At 45.0% G+C, this 19829-nt stretch carries 15 protein-coding genes; 9 read left to right on the forward strand and 6 right to left on the reverse strand.

The annotated features are described in order from the left end of the window. Window positions 1–33: 33 nt before the first annotated feature. Complete coding sequence (locus ACVBDY_RS08725; RefSeq protein WP_447175087.1) at window positions 34–498, reverse strand: (2Fe-2S)-binding protein; 465 nt, start codon at window positions 496–498, stop codon at window positions 34–36. Between the two features lie 221 nt (window positions 499–719). On the opposite strand from ACVBDY_RS08725, the gene ACVBDY_RS08730 reads away from it, so the two are divergent. Together ACVBDY_RS08730 and ACVBDY_RS08735 are read left to right on the forward strand one after the other, a co-directional pair. Continuing rightward, window positions 720–1238 (forward strand): DinB family protein, encoded by a 519-nt coding sequence (locus ACVBDY_RS08730; protein WP_447175088.1) that lies wholly within the window; start codon window positions 720–722, stop codon window positions 1236–1238. Window positions 1239–1557: 319 nt separating this feature from the next. Then, on the forward strand, window positions 1558–2529 hold the full coding sequence (locus ACVBDY_RS08735; protein WP_447175089.1) for a hypothetical protein: 972 nt from the start codon (window positions 1558–1560) through the stop codon (window positions 2527–2529). Window positions 2530–2669: 140 nt separating this feature from the next. Here ACVBDY_RS08735 and ACVBDY_RS08740 read toward each other — a convergent pair whose 3' ends face one another. The 5 genes from ACVBDY_RS08740 to ACVBDY_RS08760 form a co-directional block, all read right to left on the reverse strand. Next, complete coding sequence (locus ACVBDY_RS08740; protein WP_447175090.1) at window positions 2670–2963, reverse strand: hypothetical protein; 294 nt, start codon at window positions 2961–2963, stop codon at window positions 2670–2672. A gap of 74 nt (window positions 2964–3037) precedes the next feature. Next, window positions 3038–4006 (reverse strand): deoxyhypusine synthase family protein, encoded by a 969-nt coding sequence (locus ACVBDY_RS08745; protein ID WP_447175091.1) that lies wholly within the window; start codon window positions 4004–4006, stop codon window positions 3038–3040. A 143-nt stretch (window positions 4007–4149) separates the two neighbouring features. Continuing rightward, window positions 4150–5034, reverse strand: coding sequence for an agmatinase (gene speB / locus ACVBDY_RS08750; RefSeq protein ID WP_447175092.1), 885 nt, complete (start codon window positions 5032–5034; stop codon window positions 4150–4152). Between the two features lie 274 nt (window positions 5035–5308). Beyond that, window positions 5309–6709 carry an arginine decarboxylase gene (locus ACVBDY_RS08755; protein ID WP_447175093.1) on the reverse strand — a complete coding sequence of 467 codons (1401 nt, stop codon included), beginning with the start codon at window positions 6707–6709 and terminating at the stop codon, window positions 5309–5311. A 404-nt stretch (window positions 6710–7113) separates the two neighbouring features. After that, the gene (locus ACVBDY_RS08760) at window positions 7114–7803 is read right to left on the reverse strand and encodes an NUDIX hydrolase (protein WP_447175094.1); all 690 of its coding nucleotides are present in this window, start codon (window positions 7801–7803) and stop codon (window positions 7114–7116) included. Window positions 7804–8102: 299 nt separating this feature from the next. Between ACVBDY_RS08760 and ACVBDY_RS08765 the strand changes: the two genes are divergently transcribed. The 7 genes from ACVBDY_RS08765 (at window position 8103) to ACVBDY_RS08795 (ending at window position 19829) form a co-directional block, all read left to right on the forward strand. After that, on the forward strand, window positions 8103–9647 hold the full coding sequence (locus tag ACVBDY_RS08765) for an alpha-N-arabinofuranosidase (RefSeq protein ID WP_447175095.1): 1545 nt from the start codon (window positions 8103–8105) through the stop codon (window positions 9645–9647). Between the two features lie 48 nt (window positions 9648–9695). After that, window positions 9696–11396 (forward strand): ribulokinase, encoded by a 1701-nt coding sequence (locus ACVBDY_RS08770; protein ID WP_447175096.1) that lies wholly within the window; start codon window positions 9696–9698, stop codon window positions 11394–11396. Next, complete coding sequence (locus ACVBDY_RS08775; RefSeq protein WP_447175097.1) at window positions 11389–12087, forward strand: L-ribulose-5-phosphate 4-epimerase; 699 nt, start codon at window positions 11389–11391, stop codon at window positions 12085–12087. The genes ACVBDY_RS08770 and ACVBDY_RS08775 overlap by 8 nt, the downstream gene beginning before the upstream one ends. Window positions 12088–12135: 48 nt before the next feature. After that, window positions 12136–13632, forward strand: a complete 1497-nt coding sequence (araA, locus tag ACVBDY_RS08780; protein ID WP_447175098.1) for an L-arabinose isomerase — start codon at window positions 12136–12138, stop codon at window positions 13630–13632. Between the two features lie 67 nt (window positions 13633–13699). Then, window positions 13700–14869, forward strand: a complete 1170-nt coding sequence (locus tag ACVBDY_RS08785; protein WP_447175099.1) for an aldose epimerase family protein — start codon at window positions 13700–13702, stop codon at window positions 14867–14869. A gap of 71 nt (window positions 14870–14940) precedes the next feature. Continuing rightward, window positions 14941–16557 (forward strand): sodium:solute symporter, encoded by a 1617-nt coding sequence (locus ACVBDY_RS08790; RefSeq protein WP_447175100.1) that lies wholly within the window; start codon window positions 14941–14943, stop codon window positions 16555–16557. Window positions 16558–16811: 254 nt separating this feature from the next. Next, a complete protein-coding gene (locus ACVBDY_RS08795) occupies window positions 16812–19829 on the forward strand; it encodes a SusC/RagA family TonB-linked outer membrane protein (protein WP_447175101.1) in 3018 nt (1005 codons plus the stop codon).

Consider the following 19829-nt stretch of genomic DNA (forward strand, 5'->3'; position numbering starts at 1 on the left):
GGGGCTGCGTAACGGAACGGAGGTCTGTCCTGTTTATAGTTCCGTTTTTTTGATAGCCCGTATCATCCTGGCCTGTACACCACAGCGGCAGAGTACTCTTTGCATACCGCTCCGTATTTCTTCGTCATTTGGCTTCGGATTGTTCCGCAACAAAGCCACTGCAGTTATGATAGCGCCATTCAGGCAATAACCGCATTGTGCGGCCTGTTCCTCCGCAAAAGCTTTCTGAACGGGGTGAAGGGAATTCGTATCCGGGGCAAGGCCTTCCAGCGTGGTGATCTCCGCTTCCGTAACCGCCTGCACCGGTATGCTACAACTGGGCACAGCATTGCCGTCCATCAGCACCATACACGCCCCGCACTGCGCCAGTCCGCAACCAAACCTGGGACCGTTGAGTTCCAGGATGTCCCGCAACACGTACAGTAGCGGTGTGGCAGGATCGGCCTCGACAATATGGGCCTTACGGTTGACGGATATTCGAAATGTAGCTGTATCCATGGGTAGTATTTTGATAACAAGAGAACTACATGTTTGTCTCTTTTCCTATAAATATAAAGAAAAGTTGATGAGCAGTAAAACAGACGTGTTTTTTTAACAGGGTTTTACAGCCGTTTAAATCCTCTTATAAGCCGTGCAGGAAACCGCAAAACCCGATTAAAAAAGAGCGCATTCTATTTGTACCCCACGAAAAAAAATAGCTACCTTTCGTAAAAAATACAATGATACACTCAAGGGAACTCCAGGAAACCGAATACCATTCTTATTACAGTAACTACATCCTCGCCCTGGATGAGACGGAACTGCTTGGCGCATTCAAAAGTACCGAAGCGGAGTTGCTCGATTTTATCCGCGATCTGCCCGAAGACAGGCTGTTGTACCGTTATGCCGAAGGAAAATGGACCGTAGCTGAAGTACTGCAACACATTATAGATACGGAACGGATATTTGCTTACAGGGCTCTGCGCTTTGCCCGCAACGACAAAACCGATCTCCCCGGCTTTGAGCAGGACGATTACGTGCCATATTCCAATGCCCACAACCGAACTAAGGAGGAACTGATGGTAGACCTGAAAGCTACCCGGCTGAATTCGGTATCACTTTTTCACACCTTTACCAATGAAATGCTGATGCGCTCCGGCACCGTAAGCGGTAACCAATTGTCCGTACGGGCTCTTGGCTTTATCATCTCCGGACACTTAAAGCACCACCTGAGAATACTAAACGAGCGGTATTTATAGTTGATGAGTTAGTGAATTGGAGAGTTTGGAGGAGTATATACTAATATAGCCCACCCAGGGATAGATAATAAAGATTTATCAACGTATCCATATCTTTAAATTCCCCCCCGGGGGGAAATATACCATATAGAAGGTAAAAAGTCTCTCCCCTCCAGGGGAGATGCCGCAGGCAGAGGGGTGTCCTTCTTCCCTCAACCCAACAAAATCCCCAATTCACTCCCCATCTCCCGGGACCACATATTTTTTTGTTAGGTTTTGTTATTCATGTAAGATTTTTTGTTAGTTTTAACATAATATTAACCCTTAATCTTACATTACGATGAAAACAAAACCTTCAATTATGCTAAGGCTGATGATAGCCTTATTGGCGCTGACTATGTATAGCTGCCAGAACGACACCACAGAATTACCGGATGAAGTTGCACAGGAACAAAAGACTACGGAAGACCTGAAAAGCGAACTTACCCCGCTGTCAACCCAGGATTTGCCGGAAGCGGTAAAAGAACAACTGGAACTGACCCGTCAGAACCTGGCTAAATATTTGCCAGACGATCTGCAAATTATGGGTATTGAGCTACTGGGAAGTGTTACCACCGAAAAAGGCGTGGAATTATCTCACCGTACGGTAAAAGACAAAGCTAATGTTATAGCTTATGGCAATATTACCGATCCTGCTTCCGTGCAAATAGACCCTATGGAAAGCCTGTATTCCGGTAAGGGACTGGCGGATACACAAAGCAGGGTAGAAGAGGCTGCTAAAGAAGAAATAAAGTCCGGCGACAACGTCATGCAGATCACCTGGAAAAGGGGAGAAGCCATCTACAAGACCCAATGCTTCTATCGCGATTCCGGAATTGTATGGGACAACATTCTCAGCGGACTGGTCATGATCGATAAAGCAGGGGAAACCGAAACTTCGGAAGAAGCTTCTTCCGGAAAAGAAGAAGGTATTCAGGCCAGGACCTATAGCAAGTGGTACAAACAATGGTGGACCGCCAAATGGCTATGGGGCTCCAAACGGGGAGAAATGGGGTATAAGATCACCATCTATTATTCTTCCGGAAGGGTTTCCAATACGGATGTAAGCGACTGGGGGCATATTTCTCTCGGAAAGGCAAAGAGTTACAGCAAGGTCACCAAAAACTCCGGGGCCTATGGTAAGTGCCAGTACGCCCTGGGCCTGTGTACACCAACGGGATCGCTCAGCTTTAGCTCCAGCAAGTTTAAAGTATCTTTCTCCGGGCTGGGAAGTAATGTCGTAGCCAACGGCAGCAAGTCTTTATACCCGTAAACGGATAATTACCGCATATGGTTTACATATTTAAGCCACGGATACACGGATGTTTTTGTGTATCCGTGGCTTTGTTTTTTGGTTGCTGTCCGGCAATAAAAAACTCCTGACGGTATTTCAGGAGTTTTTGTTGTGTTTCTCTATTCTTCGTCTTCTTCCGGATCGTCCGGAATATCTACGGAACTACTTACATCCCCGGAGTCGAAGTCGTCTTCATCCTCGTCAAAGTTCTCCATGGTATTTGCCAGCCTGGTACTTACTTTTACCAGGTAAACCGCATCATTGGTACGCACTTCCAGTGCTTCCACGGTCTCGTTATTGGCATTTTTAAACCTTATAATGTCGTCATCACCATAACCGTCGGGGTACTTTTCTACCAACAGGGTGAGGATTTCATTGGTAAGTTTCTTATAATCAACTATTACGCGTTTCATACGGGGGAATTGTTAATACTGGCCTAAAAATAAATCAAAATGAATATTGTATGCAAGTTATTTTTTTTCTCATTTTACATATCTAACAAATATGCAAAAATAAGCGGGGCTACTATCGTGGCATCAGATTCTATAATGAACTTAGGCGTGTCTATGTCCAGCTTACCCCAGGTAATCTTTTCGTTGGGGACCGCACCGGAATAGGAACCATAGCTGGTTGTGGAATCGGATATCTGGCAGAAATAGCTCCAGAAGGGTACATCGTGCATTTCCATATCCTGGTAAAGCATGGGGACGACACAAATAGGGAAATCTCCGGCGATACCGCCACCAATCTGGAAGAACCCAACGCCTTTACCGGAATTCTTGCCATACCAGTCTGCCAGGAAGGCCATATACTCGATACCGCTTTTCATGGTAGATGCTTTCAGTTCGCCTTTAATGATATAGGAAGCGAATATATTGCCCATAGTACTGTCTTCCCATCCGGGGACTACTATCGGCAGGTTTTTCTCCGCAGCGGCGTACATCCACGAATCCTTGAGGTCTATTTCGTAATATTCTTCCAGGGCACCGGAAAGCAAGAGCTTGTACATGTATTCGTGGGGAAAATAACGCTCTCCCTTATCATCGGCATCTTTCCATATTTTATAGATGTGTTTTTGCAGGCGGCGGAAGGCCTCTTCTTCGGGGATACAGGTATCGGTAACCCGGTTAAGCCCTTTTTCGAGCAGTTCCCATTCCTCTTTCGGGGTGAGGTCGCGATAGTTGGGCACTCTTTTGTAATGGGAATGTGCAACGAGATTCATCAGGTCTTCTTCGAGGTTGGCCCCGGTACAGGAAATGATCTGTACTTTGTCTTTACGGATCATTTCGGCAAAGATCTTGCCCAGTTCGGCAGTACTCATGGCCCCGGCCAGGGTAACCATCATCTTGGCACCGTTCTCCAGCTGCTGTTCGTAGGCTTTGGCAGCATCTACGAGGGCGGCCGCGTTGAAGTGCAGGTAATATTTTTCTATAAAGTTTGAAATAGCTCCCTTCATTGTTTTTCTTTTTTATAATTTTTTGGAGGCCCTCCCGTGATAACAGGGAGGACCTGTTTTTCTGTTTTTCCGAAGAGATGTTCTGTGGAGCATCTCTGCCGGGTGTAATAAAAATATAAAAATATTCTTACAAAACAATTAAATTAATCCTCGTCTTCATCATCGTCCTGTTTCCCGGTGTATTTGAATTTGTAAGCCAGCATTTTATAATACAGTTTGGCCGCCAGGAAGTCGGAAGATTTTTCGTTTTCATCCGGACAAAGTTCCATGATATCAAATCCCACCACATTCTTTTTCTTAAATATTTTGCGGAGAAATTCCAGGGCTTCATACCACAGCAGTCCACCTGGCTCCGGAGTACCTGTTGACGGCATGATGGAGGGGTCAAAAGCATCGAGGTCTATGGTGATGAACACGTTTTCCGTCATCTGGTGTACGGCATCGGTCATCCAGTCATCATCGTTGATGATCTCGTGTGCAAAATAAACCTGGTTCTCGTCCATGTTGTCCAGTTCGGCAACATCCATGCTTCGTATACCCACCTGTATAAGATTGGTGTTCCGGCTGGCTTCGTACAAGGCACAGGCATGATTGCAGGCAGAGCCTTCGTATTCCGGCCGCAGGTCGGCATGGGCATCTATCTGTACTACGGTAAGGGCTTCGAAACACTCGTTAAAGGCCCGGATAGTTCCGATAGAAACCGAATGTTCTCCACCGAAAATAGTAACGAATTTATCCTGGTTGATATAGCTTTTGGTAGTCCGGTATACGGTTTCTACCATTTTTTCCGGGGAAGCGTTCTCCGTAATGGGCGGGGCCAGGTATATTCCTTTTTTATAGGGTTCGGTACGTGTTTCTATATCAAACCATTCCATATTATCGGAGGCGTGCAAAAAAGCTTCGGGGCCTTTGTCGGCTCCTTTTTGCCAGGTGCTGGTACCATCATAAGGAACAGGAATCAATACTACCCTGGCATCGTCTATACGAGTGTATTTTTCAGGTATTCCTGCGTACGTTCTCTTGTTCATCGTATTTGTTGTTTTTCCCGGATGACGGCAGACGGGTAACGGGCTTCTGTTTTTAATCCCGACGGTCTCCCGGCATCGGTAATCTGTTTTTTTACTAATTAGTGTTGTTCGGAGGAAGATAACAGAGAATGTAGTTATTTTTTACATCTATTTGCTCTCTGTGATCTGTCCTTCGGAAATATACAGTCATTTTTCCGGTCCGGATGTCTGCCTGTTGGCAGAAAGAAGATGTTGTCTCCCGGCACCCGGTTCATGCAGCGGTCAGCTTTCTTTTCTAATTTTCGTCATACCCTAAAATTTTAAGTAAGTCTTCTGCTCTCTGTTGCTCGGCAAATACTTCTGTGGTGATATTGCCGTCCTGGTCTCTATCTATTAATATGTGTTTTGGTGTAGGGATAAGGCAGTGTTGCAACCCGCCAAAGCCCCCTATGGTCTCCTGGTATGCCCCGGTATTGAAAAAACCTATGTATAGTGGTTTTGTCTTGCTGTACTTGGGCAGGTAAATAGCGTTCATGTTCTGCTCACTGTTGTAGTAGTCGTCACTATCACAGGTGAGTCCACCCAGGAGCACCCTTTCATATTCATCGTTCCAGCGGTTTATGGCCAGCATAATAAAACGTTTGCTGATGGCCCAGGTATCCGGCAGGGTAGTGATGAAGGAAGAGTTTATCATGTTCCATTTTTCCCGGTCGTTCTGCTGTTTCTGGTAGAGGACCTCGTATATGGCCCCTCCGCTTTCGCCCACGGTAAAACTGCCGAATTCGGTAAAAATATGCGGTACGGGCACATCGGCCTCTTCGCAGGAAATCTTTATCTGGTTAATGATCTCATCGATCATATACTGGTAGTCGTAATTGAAGGCGAGGGAATTCTTGGTAGGAAAGCCTCCGCCTATGTTCAGACTGTCTACGGTAGGGCAGATCTTTCGAAGTTGTACGTAAACTTTAAGGCACTTAAGGAGTTCATTCCAGTAGTAAGCGGTGTCCCGTATACCGGTATTGATAAAAAAGTGTAGCATTTTCAGCCTGACTTTTTTATTGTCAGCTATGGCCCTGTTGTAAAATGGTATGATGTTTTTGTACCCTATACCAAGCCTGCTGGTATAGAACTCAAATTTAGGCTCTTCCTCAGATGCTATACGTATTCCGATATCGAAATTGCCATCAATGTCCTCGCTGAGCAGGTCTATTTCCTCATAATTATCGATAATGGGAATACATTTTTTATGCCCGCTGTTAATGAGGTCGGCAATGTTCTGCACATATTGTTCGCGCTTAAAGCCGTTGCACAATACATAATGGTCTTTGGTGAGCTTTCCCTGTTTCATGAGGTTGTTCACGATATTAATGTCAAAAGCAGAGGACGTTTCGATATGGATATCGTTTTTCAGCGCTTCGGTGAGCACGTGCTCAAAATGGGAGCTTTTGGTACAGTAGCAATAGTGATACTTACCGGAGTAGTTATGTATTTCAATGGCTTTGTCAAACCATTTTTTTGCCTTTTGTATATTATTGGATATTTGCGGCAGGTATGTGAATTTTAAGGGAGCCCCGTATTTTTTCACTAATGCCATAAGGTCAATATCGTGGAACTTCAGCGAATCGTTATCGAGAGTGAATTCTTCCTGTGGAAAATAATAGGTTTGATCTATGAGATCTATGTATTTCGTTTTCATTCTTAAGCTTTTGTATTATAAAAATAAGAGTTGTTTTGTAGGTAACAATATATAATATAAAAGCAAAAAGATCAAATACGTAAAAACGGGGCATGGGTTACGGCAGATGCCCCGGAATATGAGTGAAGTTTAGATGTAATAACGGAAGTAAGCTTAAAAACCCGGTCGCTCCATTTGGGAACTGTATATGGCAACGACTTCCTCATTACCATACACCCGGGGTCATAAACAAGTTTCATTCTTATTCAGCCTAATCGGTTACAAAAATGTACAAAAAAAATAAGTTGCCAAATAAGGACATGTATTTTTTGAAAAAAAAATCACCTTATTTAATTCGCTTAAAAACAGGGTTTTAAAAGAACTTCACTGTTCCTCCGGACATCTGCCGCTTTGTTACGGGAATTTCAGACCCGGAAAGTAAAGCCGTCGGATACTTTTTCCTCGTATTTTTCCTTGTCAAATTCATAGAGGAAAGAGCCTTTGCGGGAGGATGTCATATCCTTCTCCTTTAATTTTACCAGGACATCCATCTGCTTTATCTTTTTCTGGAAATTTCTTTTGTCCAGTTCGTCTCCGAGAATAACTTCGTAGAGCTTTTGCAGTTGCCGCATGGTAAACTTTTTGGGTAGTAATTCAAAGCCAACGGGGTTGGAAGATGTTCTGCGACGCAGGCGTCTAAGGGCTCTATCCAGCATTTCATTGTGGTCGAATATTAGATCGGGCACTTCGGATATGGAAAACCACTGCGCGGAATGTTCATCCAGCAGTTTCGGATTGTGATCATTGATATTAATAAGGGCGTAATAAGCGACGGATATGGTTCTTTCTACAGGGTCCCTGTCCACTTTACTGAAGCCGTATAGTTGTTCCATATACACATCGTTAAGGCCGGTAAGTGTATAGAGTACACGATTTGCAGCTTCGTCAAGAGTTTCGTTTTTCTTTAAAAACCCGCCCATTAACGACCACTTTCCTTTTTCCGGCTCAAACCCCCTTTTTATGAGGAGCAACTTGAGATCCTCTTCGTCAAAGCCAAAAATAATACAGTCTACAGCCACGAGGGCTTTGTCTTCTTGATTGTAATTGTAATCCATTGTTAAGATTTGTTGATTCGATAAAATTAAGAACACTATACAAAGAGGGGAGAAACAGTTTTATTATGCACAGTTTTTGTAAGATATTATTTATGAACGGATAAATATACATTTAATTTCAGGAAAAACCAGAAACACCCCTAAATATTTTGATTGTCGGGATGTGACAGAGATGTGAATCTTCTTGTAAATTGTGTTGTTTGTAATTAGAGGACACTTTTTTTCTGGTTATAATTAGCATTTTAATATTTTTTAGTTACATTTACAAATGTAAAACATACACTTTTAACTTTTAATCTATGAAAACCAATACCATTATTTTATCCGTTGCTTTTGGCCTGTCCGCTCTGTGTTCGGAAGCCCAGCAGAAAGTTACCATTCATGCCGATAAAGGAGAGTATACCATAAGTAAACATATATATGGCCATTTTGCGGAACATCTCGGACGCTGTATTTACGATGGCTTTTATGTAGGAGAGGAAAACAAAACGGTTCCGAATACGGCCGGTGTTAGAAATGATATTGTTAAAGCCCTTAAAGAACTGAATATACCAAACCTTCGCTGGCCCGGAGGATGTTTTGCAGATACCTACCACTGGAAAGATGGTATAGGCCCGAAGGAAGACCGACCTACGATCGTGAACCGCTGGTGGGGAGGGGTCACCGAAGATAACAGCTTTGGGACACACGATTTTTTAAATATGTGCGAGCTCCTGGAAACCGAACCATACCTGTCCGGAAATGTGGGTAGCGGAACGGTACAGGAACTCATAGACTGGGTGCAATACACTATCCACGATGGTAAAAGCCCTATGGCCGATCTGAGAAAGGAGAACGGAAGGGAAAAACCCTGGGATGTAAAATACTGGGGAATAGGGAATGAAGCATGGGGGTGCGGTGGTAATATGACCCCGGAATATTATTCTGATGTCTATAGAAAGTATTCAACTTTCCTGAGCGGATGGTCTAACGAATCCGGTATATTCCGCATTGCTTCCGGCGCTTCCGATGATGATTATAAATGGACAGAGGTGTTGATGAAGAATATTAAGCACAACCTTATAGAGGGAATGGCCCTGCATCATTACGCCGTAATAGACTGGAATGCCAAGGGATCTGCTTCGGCTTTCTCCGAAAAGCAGTATTTCGAAACTATGGAAAGTGCCCTGGAGATAGAAGAACTGGTTACCAAACACAGTGAAATAATGGACAAGTACGATCCGGATAACAAAATAGCCCTGGTCGTGGATGAGTGGGGGGGATGGTATGAAGTAGAACCCGATACAAATCCCGGATTTCTCTATCAGCAGAATACCATGCGCGATGTAATGATCGCCGGAACTACCCTTAATACGTTTAACAATCACGCCCGACGGGTAAAAATGGCCAACCTGGCACAGACCGTAAACGTACTCCAGGCCGTGATACTTACCGATGAGGAGAAAATGATACTTACCCCTACATATCACGTAATGAAAATGTACAGCGTGCACCAGGATGCCACATTGCTTCCGGTTGAATTTGACAATACAGACTATACATACAACGGAAAAAAACTTCCGGCGCTTTCGGTATCCGCTTCCAGAGATAAGAATGGAGTGGTACACATTTCCCTGGTTAACATAGATACTTCCAAATCACACACGCTCTCTCTGAATATAGACGGCGTGAACACGAAAGGGGCTACCGGAACTATACTTACCTCGGCTAAATTACAGGATCATAATACTTTTGATAATCCCGGAAAAATCACCCCGAAGGCATTTAAGGATTTTTCCGGTAAAAAAGGAGAACTGGAAGTAAAGCTTCCCCCGTTTTCTGTGGTTACTTTGGAATTAAAGTAATTATTTATGTGTATATTTTTAAAGTGTTAAAAATAAGATAATAATATAATGAGTGAATATGTAATAGGGCTGGACTTTGGCACGGATTCGGTGCGGGCCGTACTGGTAGACACCGCCAACGGGGAGACCCTGGAGAGCGAAGTGCATTGGTACGGACGATGGAAAGAAGGAAAGTACTGCAATGCTCCCGAAAACCGATTCCGGCAACATCCGCTGGACCATATAGAAGGTATGGGATTTACGATCCGGACCGTAGTGAAAAGGTCCGGTGTAAAGCCGGAAGATGTTGTGGGTATATGTATAGATACCACCGGATCGTCACCAGTCCCCGTGGATAAAACCGGTAAAGCGCTTGCCCTTACTCCCGGTTTTGAAGAAAACCCGAACGCGATGATGGTGCTATGGAAAGACCATACATCTATTAAAGAAGCTGCCGAAATAAATCACCTGGCCAGGAACTGGGGCGGGATCGATTATACCGAATACATAGGAGGCGTATACTCTTCCGAATGGTTCTGGGCCAAAATACTGCATATTGCCAGGGAAGACCGCGCCGTCAAAGAAGCAGCGTGGTCATGGATGGAGCATTGCGACCAGATGACTTTTATTCTCACAGGGGAAAAAGACCTGGAATCTTTTAAACGAAGCCGATGTGCTGCCGGTCATAAAGCCATGTGGCACGAAAGCTGGGGTGGTCTGCCCGAAGATGATTTTCTTTCCCGCCTGGACCCTTATCTTGCAGAAGTAAAGAACAACCTCTATACCAATACTTATACTTCCGATATGGCGGCCGGGAACCTGAGTAAAGAATGGAGTGAAAAACTTGGACTTACGGAAAACACCGTAGTTGCCGTCGGGACTTTTGATGCTCATGCAGGTGCTGTTGGAGCAGGAGCGGAGGCTTTTTCCCTCGTTCGGGTAATGGGAACGTCCACCTGCGATATTATGGTAGCTCCGAAAGAGGTCATCGGGAACAATGCCGTAAAAGGAATTTGCGGACAGGTTGATGGTTCGGTAGTACCCGGATGGATCGGCCTGGAAGCCGGACAGTCCGCTTTCGGGGACCTGCTGGCCTGGTTTAAGGAAATCGTGTCCTGGCCCCTGGATCACCTGTTGTCGGAAACTCAACTGATTTCGGAAGAAACCAGGAAGCAACTTCTGGAAGAAATAAAAAGTAAGGTCATTCCAATCTTATCCGCACAGGCCGAAAAAATACCGGCGGAAGAAAGCGTTCCGCTGGCCCTGGACTGGATAAACGGCCGTCGCACACCTTTTGCCGATCAGGCCCTGAAAAGCGCGATAACCGGACTGAATCTGGGAACCAAAGCGCCGCATATTTTCCGTGCCCTTGTAGAGGCTATCTGTTTCGGTGCGAAGAAGATCGTGGATCGTTTCGAAGATGAAGGGGTAGAGATAAAATCGGTTGTAGGTATCGGTGGTGTGGCAAAAAAGGCGCCTTTTGTGATGCAAACCCTTGCCGATGTACTGAACAGGCCCATACGTATTGCCGTTTCAGATCAGGCGCCGGCGCTTGGGGCAGCTATTTATGCCGCAGTTGCCGCCGGAGTTTATTCCACCGTGGAAAAAGCGGTAAAGGCGATGGGAAGCCCTATGGAAAAAACATATGAACCCGGTGCGGAAATGGTGGAAGCTTATAAAGAGAAGTATTCCCGTTACGAAGCCCTGGCCGGATTCATAGAAGAGAACACACATAAAAAGAACAATGTAAAAGCAACATCCGATGTCTGAATACAAGGAAATAAAAGAAGTGTGTTACCGGGCCAATATGCAGTTGCCCGAACTGGGACTGGTGGTGTATACCTTTGGTAACGTAAGCTGTGTGGACCGGGATAAAAAGGTTTTTGCCATTAAGCCCAGTGGTGTACCCTATGCCGACCTTACTCCGGAAGACATGGTCATTGTGGATTTTGACAATAATATCATAGAAGGAAAAATGCGTCCCTCATCCGATACCAAAACCCATGCCTATTTATATAAGATATGGGAAGACATAGGCAGTATAGTACACACCCATGCCACCTATTCTGTGGCCTGGGCACAGGCACAGATGGATATTCCTATCTTCGGGACCACCCATGCGGACCACCTGACTACCGATATACCTTGCGCCCCGCCTATGAAAGACGAATACATTCAAGGCAACTACGAGCACATGACCGGTAAACAGATTGTGGATTGTTTTGAAGAAAAAGGACTTTCCCATACGGAAGTAGAGATGGTATTACTTGGAAATCACGGCCCGTTTGCTTGGGGAAAAAATGCGGATAAGGCAGTATACAACAGTAAAGTACTGGAAGAACTGGCCAAAATGGCCTATCTGACCTTGCAGATCAATCCGTCCGCACCCAGGTTAAAAGATACCCTCATACAAAAACACTACAACCGTAAACACGGTAAGGATGCCTATTACGGACAATAAAAAGATCATAAAAAATAAAATAATAATCAGGATAACGAATAGAAAAATATGACAAATCTGAACGATCACGAAGTGTGGTTCGTCACCGGGAGCCAGCACTTGTACGGGGAAGAAACACTACAAAACGTTGCAAGGCACTCGGAGGAAATAGCCGGATACTTGAACAACAGCAGTGAAATACCCGTAGATGTGGTATTCAAACCTACCGTCACCACACCGGAGCAGATAGCGGCAGTTTGCCGTGAAGCCAATGTGACCGACCGGTGTGTAGGCGTAGTTGTGTGGATGCACACTTTTTCGCCCGCAAAAATGTGGATTAAAGGACTTCAGCTATTGAGTAAACCCATGTGCCACCTGCATACCCAGTATAACGCGGGAATCCCCTGTGATGCCATAGATATGGATTTTATGAATGAAAATCAGTCCGCGCACGGCGGAAGGGAATTCGGGTTTATGGTCAGCAGGTTACGCAAAAACCGTAAGGTAATCACAGGACACTGGAAAGAGGAAAAGGTACAGAAAAAACTCGGTGTATGGACCCGTGTTGCCGTGGGATGGCATGTATTCCAAAGTGCCAAAATAGCCAGGATAGGAGATAATATGCGCCATGTTGCCGTTACGGAAGGAGATAAAGTGGAAGCCCAGATGCGCTTCGGTTTTTCCGTAAATGGCTATGGCATAGGAGACGTGGTAGAATACCTGAATGCTGTTACCGACAAACAGGTAGAAGACCTTCTTGCAGTTTACAAAGAACAATACCGTACCGATCACCCCGCATTTAACCAGGCTTCCGTTAAAGACTCTGCCCGTATAGAACTCGGGTTAAGGGCTTTCCTGGAAGAGGGCGATTTTGGAGGATATACCAATACCTTCGAAGACCTTCACGGTTTCAAGCAACTTCCCGGTATCGCCACGCAAAGGCTTATGGCTGATGGTTACGGATACGGGGGAGAAGGCGACTGGAAAACCGCGGCTTTACTCCATACCATGAAAGTAATGACCCAGGGACTGGAAGGGGGAACTTCCTTCATGGAAGATTACACTTATGATTTCCGTGAGGAAGGTTCCCGCGTACTCGGATCGCATATGCTGGAAATATGCCCGTCCATAGCATCGGAAAAGCCGAAACTGGAAGTACATCCGCTGTCTATCGGAGGGAAAGAAGATCCGGCAAGACTGGTATTTAACGTCGGCGCGGGCCCGGCAATAAATGTAGCCCTGATGGATATGGGCAACAGGTTTCGCCTGGTTGTGAACGAAGTGCAGACCGTAGAACCGGAACACGACCTGCCCAAACTTCCCGTAGCCCGGGCATTGTGGAAACCTGAACCCGACCTGGAAACCGCGGCATCGGCATGGATACTGGCCGGGGGATCGCACCATACGGTGTACAGCAAGGCTGCTACTACCGAATTTTTGGAAGACTTTGCCGAGATGGCGGGAGTTGAACTATTACCCATAGACAAGAACACTATTGTCCGGGATTTTAAGGAAAAGTTACGGTGGAATGAAGTATATTACCACTTGTTTCAAAACAATATGTAACTAAAGAACGGAGATCGGTAAGGGGGCAAGCAGCGCTTACCGGTCTCTGTTTGTAAAAATCTATTTTATGAAAACCCAATATTTAGCTGTGGTATTGTTTGTCTTAGTAGCATGCAATACCAAACAGAAAAAACAGGCCGAACCACAGGGAAACAAGGTAGTCGAAAAGGAACAACCTTCTGTATCCGTTACCAGTGAAAAGTTCGGTACGTTGCCCGATGGCGGAGAGGTGGAACGCTTTACACTTACCAATGTCAACGGTCTGCAAATGAAAGTCATTACCTATGGCGGAATCATCACCTCACTGACCACTCCGGACAGGAACGGAAAACAGGCGGATATTGTACTCGGATTCGATACACTGGAAGGTTACCTGCAGGAAGTACCTTATTTCGGAGCTCTGATAGGGAGGTATGGAAACCGTATCGCCAATGGTAAATTTACCCTGGACGGAAAGGAATACACCCTGGCCAAAAACGACGGTCCGAATCACCTGCACGGTGGCAACAGGGGATTTGATAAAGTCCTCTGGACCGCTTCCGAGGAGACAGCAGAGAACGGGACCGCACTGAAATTGCAATACCAAAGCAAGGATATGGAAGAAGGATATCCCGGTAACCTGAACGTGACCGTGGTGTACACCCTTAGCAATGATGATGAACTGAAAGTAGAGTACAGCGCAACTACGAATAAAAAGACGGTTTTAAACCTGACTCAGCATTCTTACTTTAACCTGTCTCCGGAAAGTGAAACCATCCTGGATCATGAACTGGTATTGAATGCCGATGCTTTTCTACCGGTTAACAAAACCCTGATACCTACCGGGGAATTGAAGAAAGTAGAAGGAACTCCTTTCGATTTCAGGGAATCCAAGACTGTCGGGCAGGATATAGGGCAGAAAGATACCCAACTGGAATATGGTAAAGGATATGATCATTGTTGGGTACTTAACGGGGAAAACGATGAGATGAGACAGGCTGCAACATTGTACGCTCCGGAAAACGGGCGGAGGATGGAAGTATTTACTACAGAACCTGCTATACAATTTTATTCCGGTAACTTCCTGGACGGTTCCCTGATAGGAAAGAAAAACAAAAATTATGTTCACCGTTCCGGACTGTGCCTGGAAACACAGCATTACCCGGATTCCCCGAACCAACCGGATTTCCCTTCTACGGTACTGAATCCCGGAGAGGAATACCACACGACGACCATTTTTAAATTTACTGTTAAATAAAACATATGGAAAAAGCGGTATATGACATAGTTAGGGTCATGCTATTTCTTTAAAAACCAACCATAAAATACATGAAGAGTTTAGATAATTGGGACTGGATATGTATATCTCTTTACTTCCTGGTCCTGTTCGGGCTGGCGGTTTGGGTAATCATGAAAAAGACAAAAAATACCGAAGATTATTTCCTTGCGGGGAGAAATATCGGCTGGTTTGTCGTAGGGGCTTCTATTTTTGCTTCCAATATAGGTTCCGAACATGTTGTAGGGCTTGCAGGTGCAGGTGCCGGAAACAAAATGCCGATGCTGATCTTTGAAATACAGGCTTGGGTAGTGCTTATCCTGGGCTGGGTATTCCTGCCGTTCTATGCCCGTAGCGGCGTATTCACTATGCCGGAGTTCCTGGAGCGCAGGTTCAGTGCAAAATCGCGCTGGTTCCTTTCCGTTGTATCCCTGGTAGCCTATATTCTTACCAAGGTTTCCGTAACTATTTATGCCGGAGGAATAGTGGTATCTGCATTGCTCGGTATCAATTTCTGGGTGGGGGCAATTGCTACGGTTATATTAACCGGGGTATACACCATTTTCGGAGGTATGCGTGCGGTGGTTTATACGGAGACCCTTCAGGCTATTATACTGGTTATCGGCGCTGCAGCGCTGACCTTTATCGGTCTCGATTATGTTGGAGGCTGGGGAGAACTGAAAGCAACGCTTGGGCCGGAATATTTTAATATGTGGCGTCCACCTTCCGATCCTGATTTTCCGTGGCCAAGCCTGTTTATTACCAGTACCATTATAGGTATATGGTATTGGTGTACAGATCAGTATATCGTACAACGTACCCTTACTGCCAAAAACCTGAAAGAGGGTAGGAGAGGCGCTATCTGGGGAGCATTCCTTAAACTACTTCCGGTATTTCTGTTCCTGGTTCCCGGGGTAATAGCCTTGGCGTTGAAACAAAAAGGACTGTTGCAATGGGAAACTCCGGACGAAGCATTTCCGGTATTGATGAGTAACCTTTTGCCTTCCGGACTCCGCGGACTGGTAGCGGCAGGGTTACTTGCGGCACTGATGAGCTCGCTCGCTTCCGTGTTTAATTCCTGTTCCACGTTGTTCACGGTAGATATTTACAAAAAACTGAGACCGGATACCTCGGAGATAAAGCTGGTACAAATAGGACGTATAGCTACCCTGATCGTAGTGTTCCTCGGGATCATATGGATCCCTATTATGGCCAACATATCCGGTGTGCTATACGAATATCTGCAATCCGTACAATCGTATATAGCTCCCCCGATCACAGCCGTTTTCCTCCTGGGTATTTTCAGTAAGCGTATCAATGCTGTAGGAGCATATACCACCCTGGTGACCGGTTTTATCGTGGGTATGGGAAGGATTGCTATAGAATTGATGAGCAGTAGTTTTGCGGAAGGAAGTTTACTTCATACACTGGCTACCGTGAACTTCCTTACGTTCGGTGCGTGGTTCTTCCTTTTCTGTATTGTATTGTTGGTTACCGTAAGTTTGCTTACTCCGGCACAGGACGAAAAACAACTCGCGGGACTTACTTTTTCTACCTTATCGAAAGATGATAAAAACAAAGAAAAGAGCTATGGCTGGATAGACATAGCAGCTTCTGTAGTAATACTTGCCATTGTTATCTGGGTTATGATTTCTTTTAACGGTAAGTAGTATATTTATTATACACTGGTAATAGCCTTGCGGGAAAACCTTCTGCAAGGCTATTTTTTTAACATAATTAACGATGTTTAATTTGTCAATTAAGGATTTTTCCTAAATGTTGATCGGTATTTTAGTATTAGAGTTAAAAAAATGATAATATAGTACCATAATCGGCTAATATCTTATTTAGCAATATGGATGGTGAGTTCATAATTTTATAACGTGTATTTGATACACTTTACAAAACTAACGATTCAAATATTATGAGAACCAACTATCCATTCAATTTTTTATTTTGGAAAACAAGGACAAATTGCGGAGCAGGGAACCTGAAACTGTTTCTGCTACTCTGTCTCTGCTGTTCTTTGTCATCTTTTGCACAACAAGTACTTACAGGCGAAGTAACTGATGAGACCGGGGCCCCTTTACCAGGGGTGTCTATTGCGGAAAAAGGCACATCTACAGGTATTATTTCCGATTTTGACGGAAATTTTCAAATTACGCTTAGTGGCGGTAATTCCGTTCTGATATTTTCCTATATGGGGTACAAAACCCAGGAAATAGCCGTAGGGAACCAGACTTCATTACAGGTAGCTATGGAAGAAGACATAACCAGTCTGTCCGAGGTCGTGGTTATCGGTTACGGGACCCAGGAGAAAAAAGACGTAACAAGCGCCGTTGCCAGCGTAAAATCGGAAGACTTTCTGGTAGGTAAAATACAGGACGCCTCGGAACTGGTCAAAGGGAAAGTTGCCGGGCTTGTCATCACTAAAAGTTCCGGAGATCCCAACGCTACTTCCACCATCATGCTCCGTGGGGTTACCACGCTTACGGGGAATGTCAACCCATTGGTCCTGATAGACGGTGTACCGGGAGAGATTAATACGGTGGCCCCCGAAAATATAGAGTCCATTGACGTGTTGAAAGACGCGTCCGCCGCTGCCATCTACGGGACCAGGGGGGCCAACGGGGTGATTTACATAACCACAAAGGCCGGTTTGCGCGAAAGACCTACCACCATTAACTATGTAGGTTATACCTCCATATCCGATTTTTATAAAGATGCCGATTTTATGACTGCTTCCGATATAAGGGAAGGAAAAACGTCCTTCAATGACCGGGGGCACAATACGGACTGGGTAGATGCCGTGACCCGAACGGGTTTTATGCACAACCACTCCCTGAATATAGACGGAGGAACAAAAACAACCACATATTCCGGTAACGTATCCTACCGTTATGAGGAAGGGACCATCATGAAAACAAGTAATGACCAGATCAGGGTACAAATGAACCTTTCACAGTATTTTTTGAATAATATGGTGAAAGTGAACATTAACCTTCTGAAGGATCACCGTACTTTAACTCCTAACAATGCCAGTAATTCCGATATCAATAATATCTATCGGCAGGCAGTTATACGCAATCCCACCGCGCCCGTCTATGATGAGAACGGGGGATGGGATGAAGAACTGGACCGCTACCAGTATTATAATCCGGTATCCATGCTCAATGAACTTTTGGGTGAGGACGAAAGGGAAAAAACCAACATGATCGGTAACATTACCTTTAAACCCATAGAAAACTGGGAAACCAACCTGATGTTGTCCAATAACCTTTACAGTCGTAAAATTGCAACGTATTCTACTTCAAGTTATTATTCTTCCAGAGTTACAGGGCTTCAGGGATCGGCATATATCGGGCATGAAGAGACCAAGCAAAAAACGCTGGAACTGACGTCTAATTATAAGTTTAACTTTAACAAACATCGTTTTTCCGTTCTCGGGGGATATAGTTATACCTATCAGCGTGAGAGCAACTTTAGTGTCAGTAATGCCGATTTCCCGACAGATGCTTATAAATACAATAATATAAGTGCGGGAGATTTGCTGAAAGACGGAAGGGCGAGTATGAGTAGTTTTAAGGAAGATAACACGCTCATAGGTTTCTTCGGCCGCCTAAGCTATGGATTTGATAACAAATACAATATCCTGGCCAGTATAAGGCGGGAAGGTTCGTCTAAATTCGGGGACAATCACAAATGGGGAATTTTTCCGGCTGTTTCTGCAGGATGGACCATCAGTAACGAAAGCTTTCTGGAATCGGCCACCTGGATCAATAACCTGAAGTTAAGGGCAGGTTACGGGGTTACAGGACAAAGGCCCGATGACAACTATAGTTCTCTTACCACTTACGAATTTAATAATAGTTACGGTAATTATCTGAATAAAGATGGTGTGTGGATACCCAGCATTCGGGTAGCGCAAAATCCGAACCCGGACCTCAAATGGGAAAAAACGGGAGAGATTAACGTAGGGGTTGACTTTTCCCTGTTCGAAGGCCGGTTAGGAGGTTCTCTGGATGTATATAGTAAAAAAACTACAGACCTGATCTACGAATACAATGTTCCCGTTCCTCCGAACCTGGCCAATACGACACTTGCCAATGTAGGGTCTATTCGAAACCGGGGATGGGAATTGATGATTGATGCTGTTCCGGTGAAGAACGATAACTTTCGGTGGAATTCTACGGTAACCGTTTCCCATAACAGAAGTGAACTACTGAGCTTATCCAACGATTTGTACCAGACCGAAGATTACCGGGATGAAGCATTTGCCGGAGATCCCATTTCTGTCCCTACCCACCGTGTGGAAGTAGGACGCGCCATAGGGGATTTCTGGGGATTGAAATCCGTTGGGGTTACGGAAGATGGGCTATGGCTTGTAGAAGATCCGCAAACCGGTGAAGCCATGACTTATTCCACCAGTCTCAATAACAACAATTACCGCCAGTATCTCGGAAATGGATTCCCTAAAGTTTACCTGGGCTGGAACAATACATTTCGGTATAAGAAATTTGATCTGAGTATGCAGGTGAGCGGACAGTTCGGCTTTAAAATACTCAACGAACAGCGCATGTATTACGAGAATAATTCCATTCAGTATAACCGCCTGAGATCGGCTGCAGATCCTGTTTACGGGATAACGCCGCTTTCCAGTGCACAGGCCCAGGCTTTTGTTAGCCATTACCTGGAAAAAGGGGATTTCCTGAAATTCGACAACGTAACCCTCGGGTATAACTTTGATGTGAAAAAAATGGAAAAATACATTTCCGGTTTACGCCTGTATTGCTCGGCACAAAACTTTTTGACTATTACGGGGTATAAAGGAATGGACCCGGAACTGGCAAATGACAATTTTTTTGCAGCCGGAAACGACTTTCGCGATAAGTACCCTACCATCAGGTCCCTGACCCTTGGCCTCAATGTAACCTTCAAATAA

The sequence above is a fragment of the Sinomicrobium halophytocola genome, assembly GCF_052983395.1.

Excerpts from the sequence above, each read along its gene's own strand:
- ACVBDY_RS08725 (WP_447175087.1), bottom strand. The coding sequence starts at position 498 with ATGGATACAGCTACATTTCGAATATCCGTCAACCGTAAGGCCCATATT.
- ACVBDY_RS08730 (WP_447175088.1), top strand. The coding sequence starts at position 720 with ATGATACACTCAAGGGAACTCCAGGAAACCGAATACCATTCTTATTAC.
- ACVBDY_RS08735 (WP_447175089.1), top strand. The coding sequence starts at position 1,558 with ATGAAAACAAAACCTTCAATTATGCTAAGGCTGATGATAGCCTTATTG.
- ACVBDY_RS08740 (WP_447175090.1), bottom strand. The coding sequence starts at position 2,963 with ATGAAACGCGTAATAGTTGATTATAAGAAACTTACCAATGAAATCCTC.
- ACVBDY_RS08745 (WP_447175091.1), bottom strand. The coding sequence starts at position 4,006 with ATGAAGGGAGCTATTTCAAACTTTATAGAAAAATATTACCTGCACTTC.
- speB (WP_447175092.1), bottom strand. The coding sequence starts at position 5,034 with ATGAACAAGAGAACGTACGCAGGAATACCTGAAAAATACACTCGTATA.
- ACVBDY_RS08755 (WP_447175093.1), bottom strand. The coding sequence starts at position 6,709 with ATGAAAACGAAATACATAGATCTCATAGATCAAACCTATTATTTTCCA.
- ACVBDY_RS08760 (WP_447175094.1), bottom strand. The coding sequence starts at position 7,803 with ATGGATTACAATTACAATCAAGAAGACAAAGCCCTCGTGGCTGTAGAC.
- ACVBDY_RS08765 (WP_447175095.1), top strand. The coding sequence starts at position 8,103 with ATGAAAACCAATACCATTATTTTATCCGTTGCTTTTGGCCTGTCCGCT.
- ACVBDY_RS08770 (WP_447175096.1), top strand. The coding sequence starts at position 9,696 with ATGAGTGAATATGTAATAGGGCTGGACTTTGGCACGGATTCGGTGCGG.
- ACVBDY_RS08775 (WP_447175097.1), top strand. The coding sequence starts at position 11,389 with ATGTCTGAATACAAGGAAATAAAAGAAGTGTGTTACCGGGCCAATATG.
- araA (WP_447175098.1), top strand. The coding sequence starts at position 12,136 with ATGACAAATCTGAACGATCACGAAGTGTGGTTCGTCACCGGGAGCCAG.
- ACVBDY_RS08785 (WP_447175099.1), top strand. The coding sequence starts at position 13,700 with ATGAAAACCCAATATTTAGCTGTGGTATTGTTTGTCTTAGTAGCATGC.
- ACVBDY_RS08790 (WP_447175100.1), top strand. The coding sequence starts at position 14,941 with ATGAAGAGTTTAGATAATTGGGACTGGATATGTATATCTCTTTACTTC.
- ACVBDY_RS08795 (WP_447175101.1), top strand. The coding sequence starts at position 16,812 with ATGAGAACCAACTATCCATTCAATTTTTTATTTTGGAAAACAAGGACA.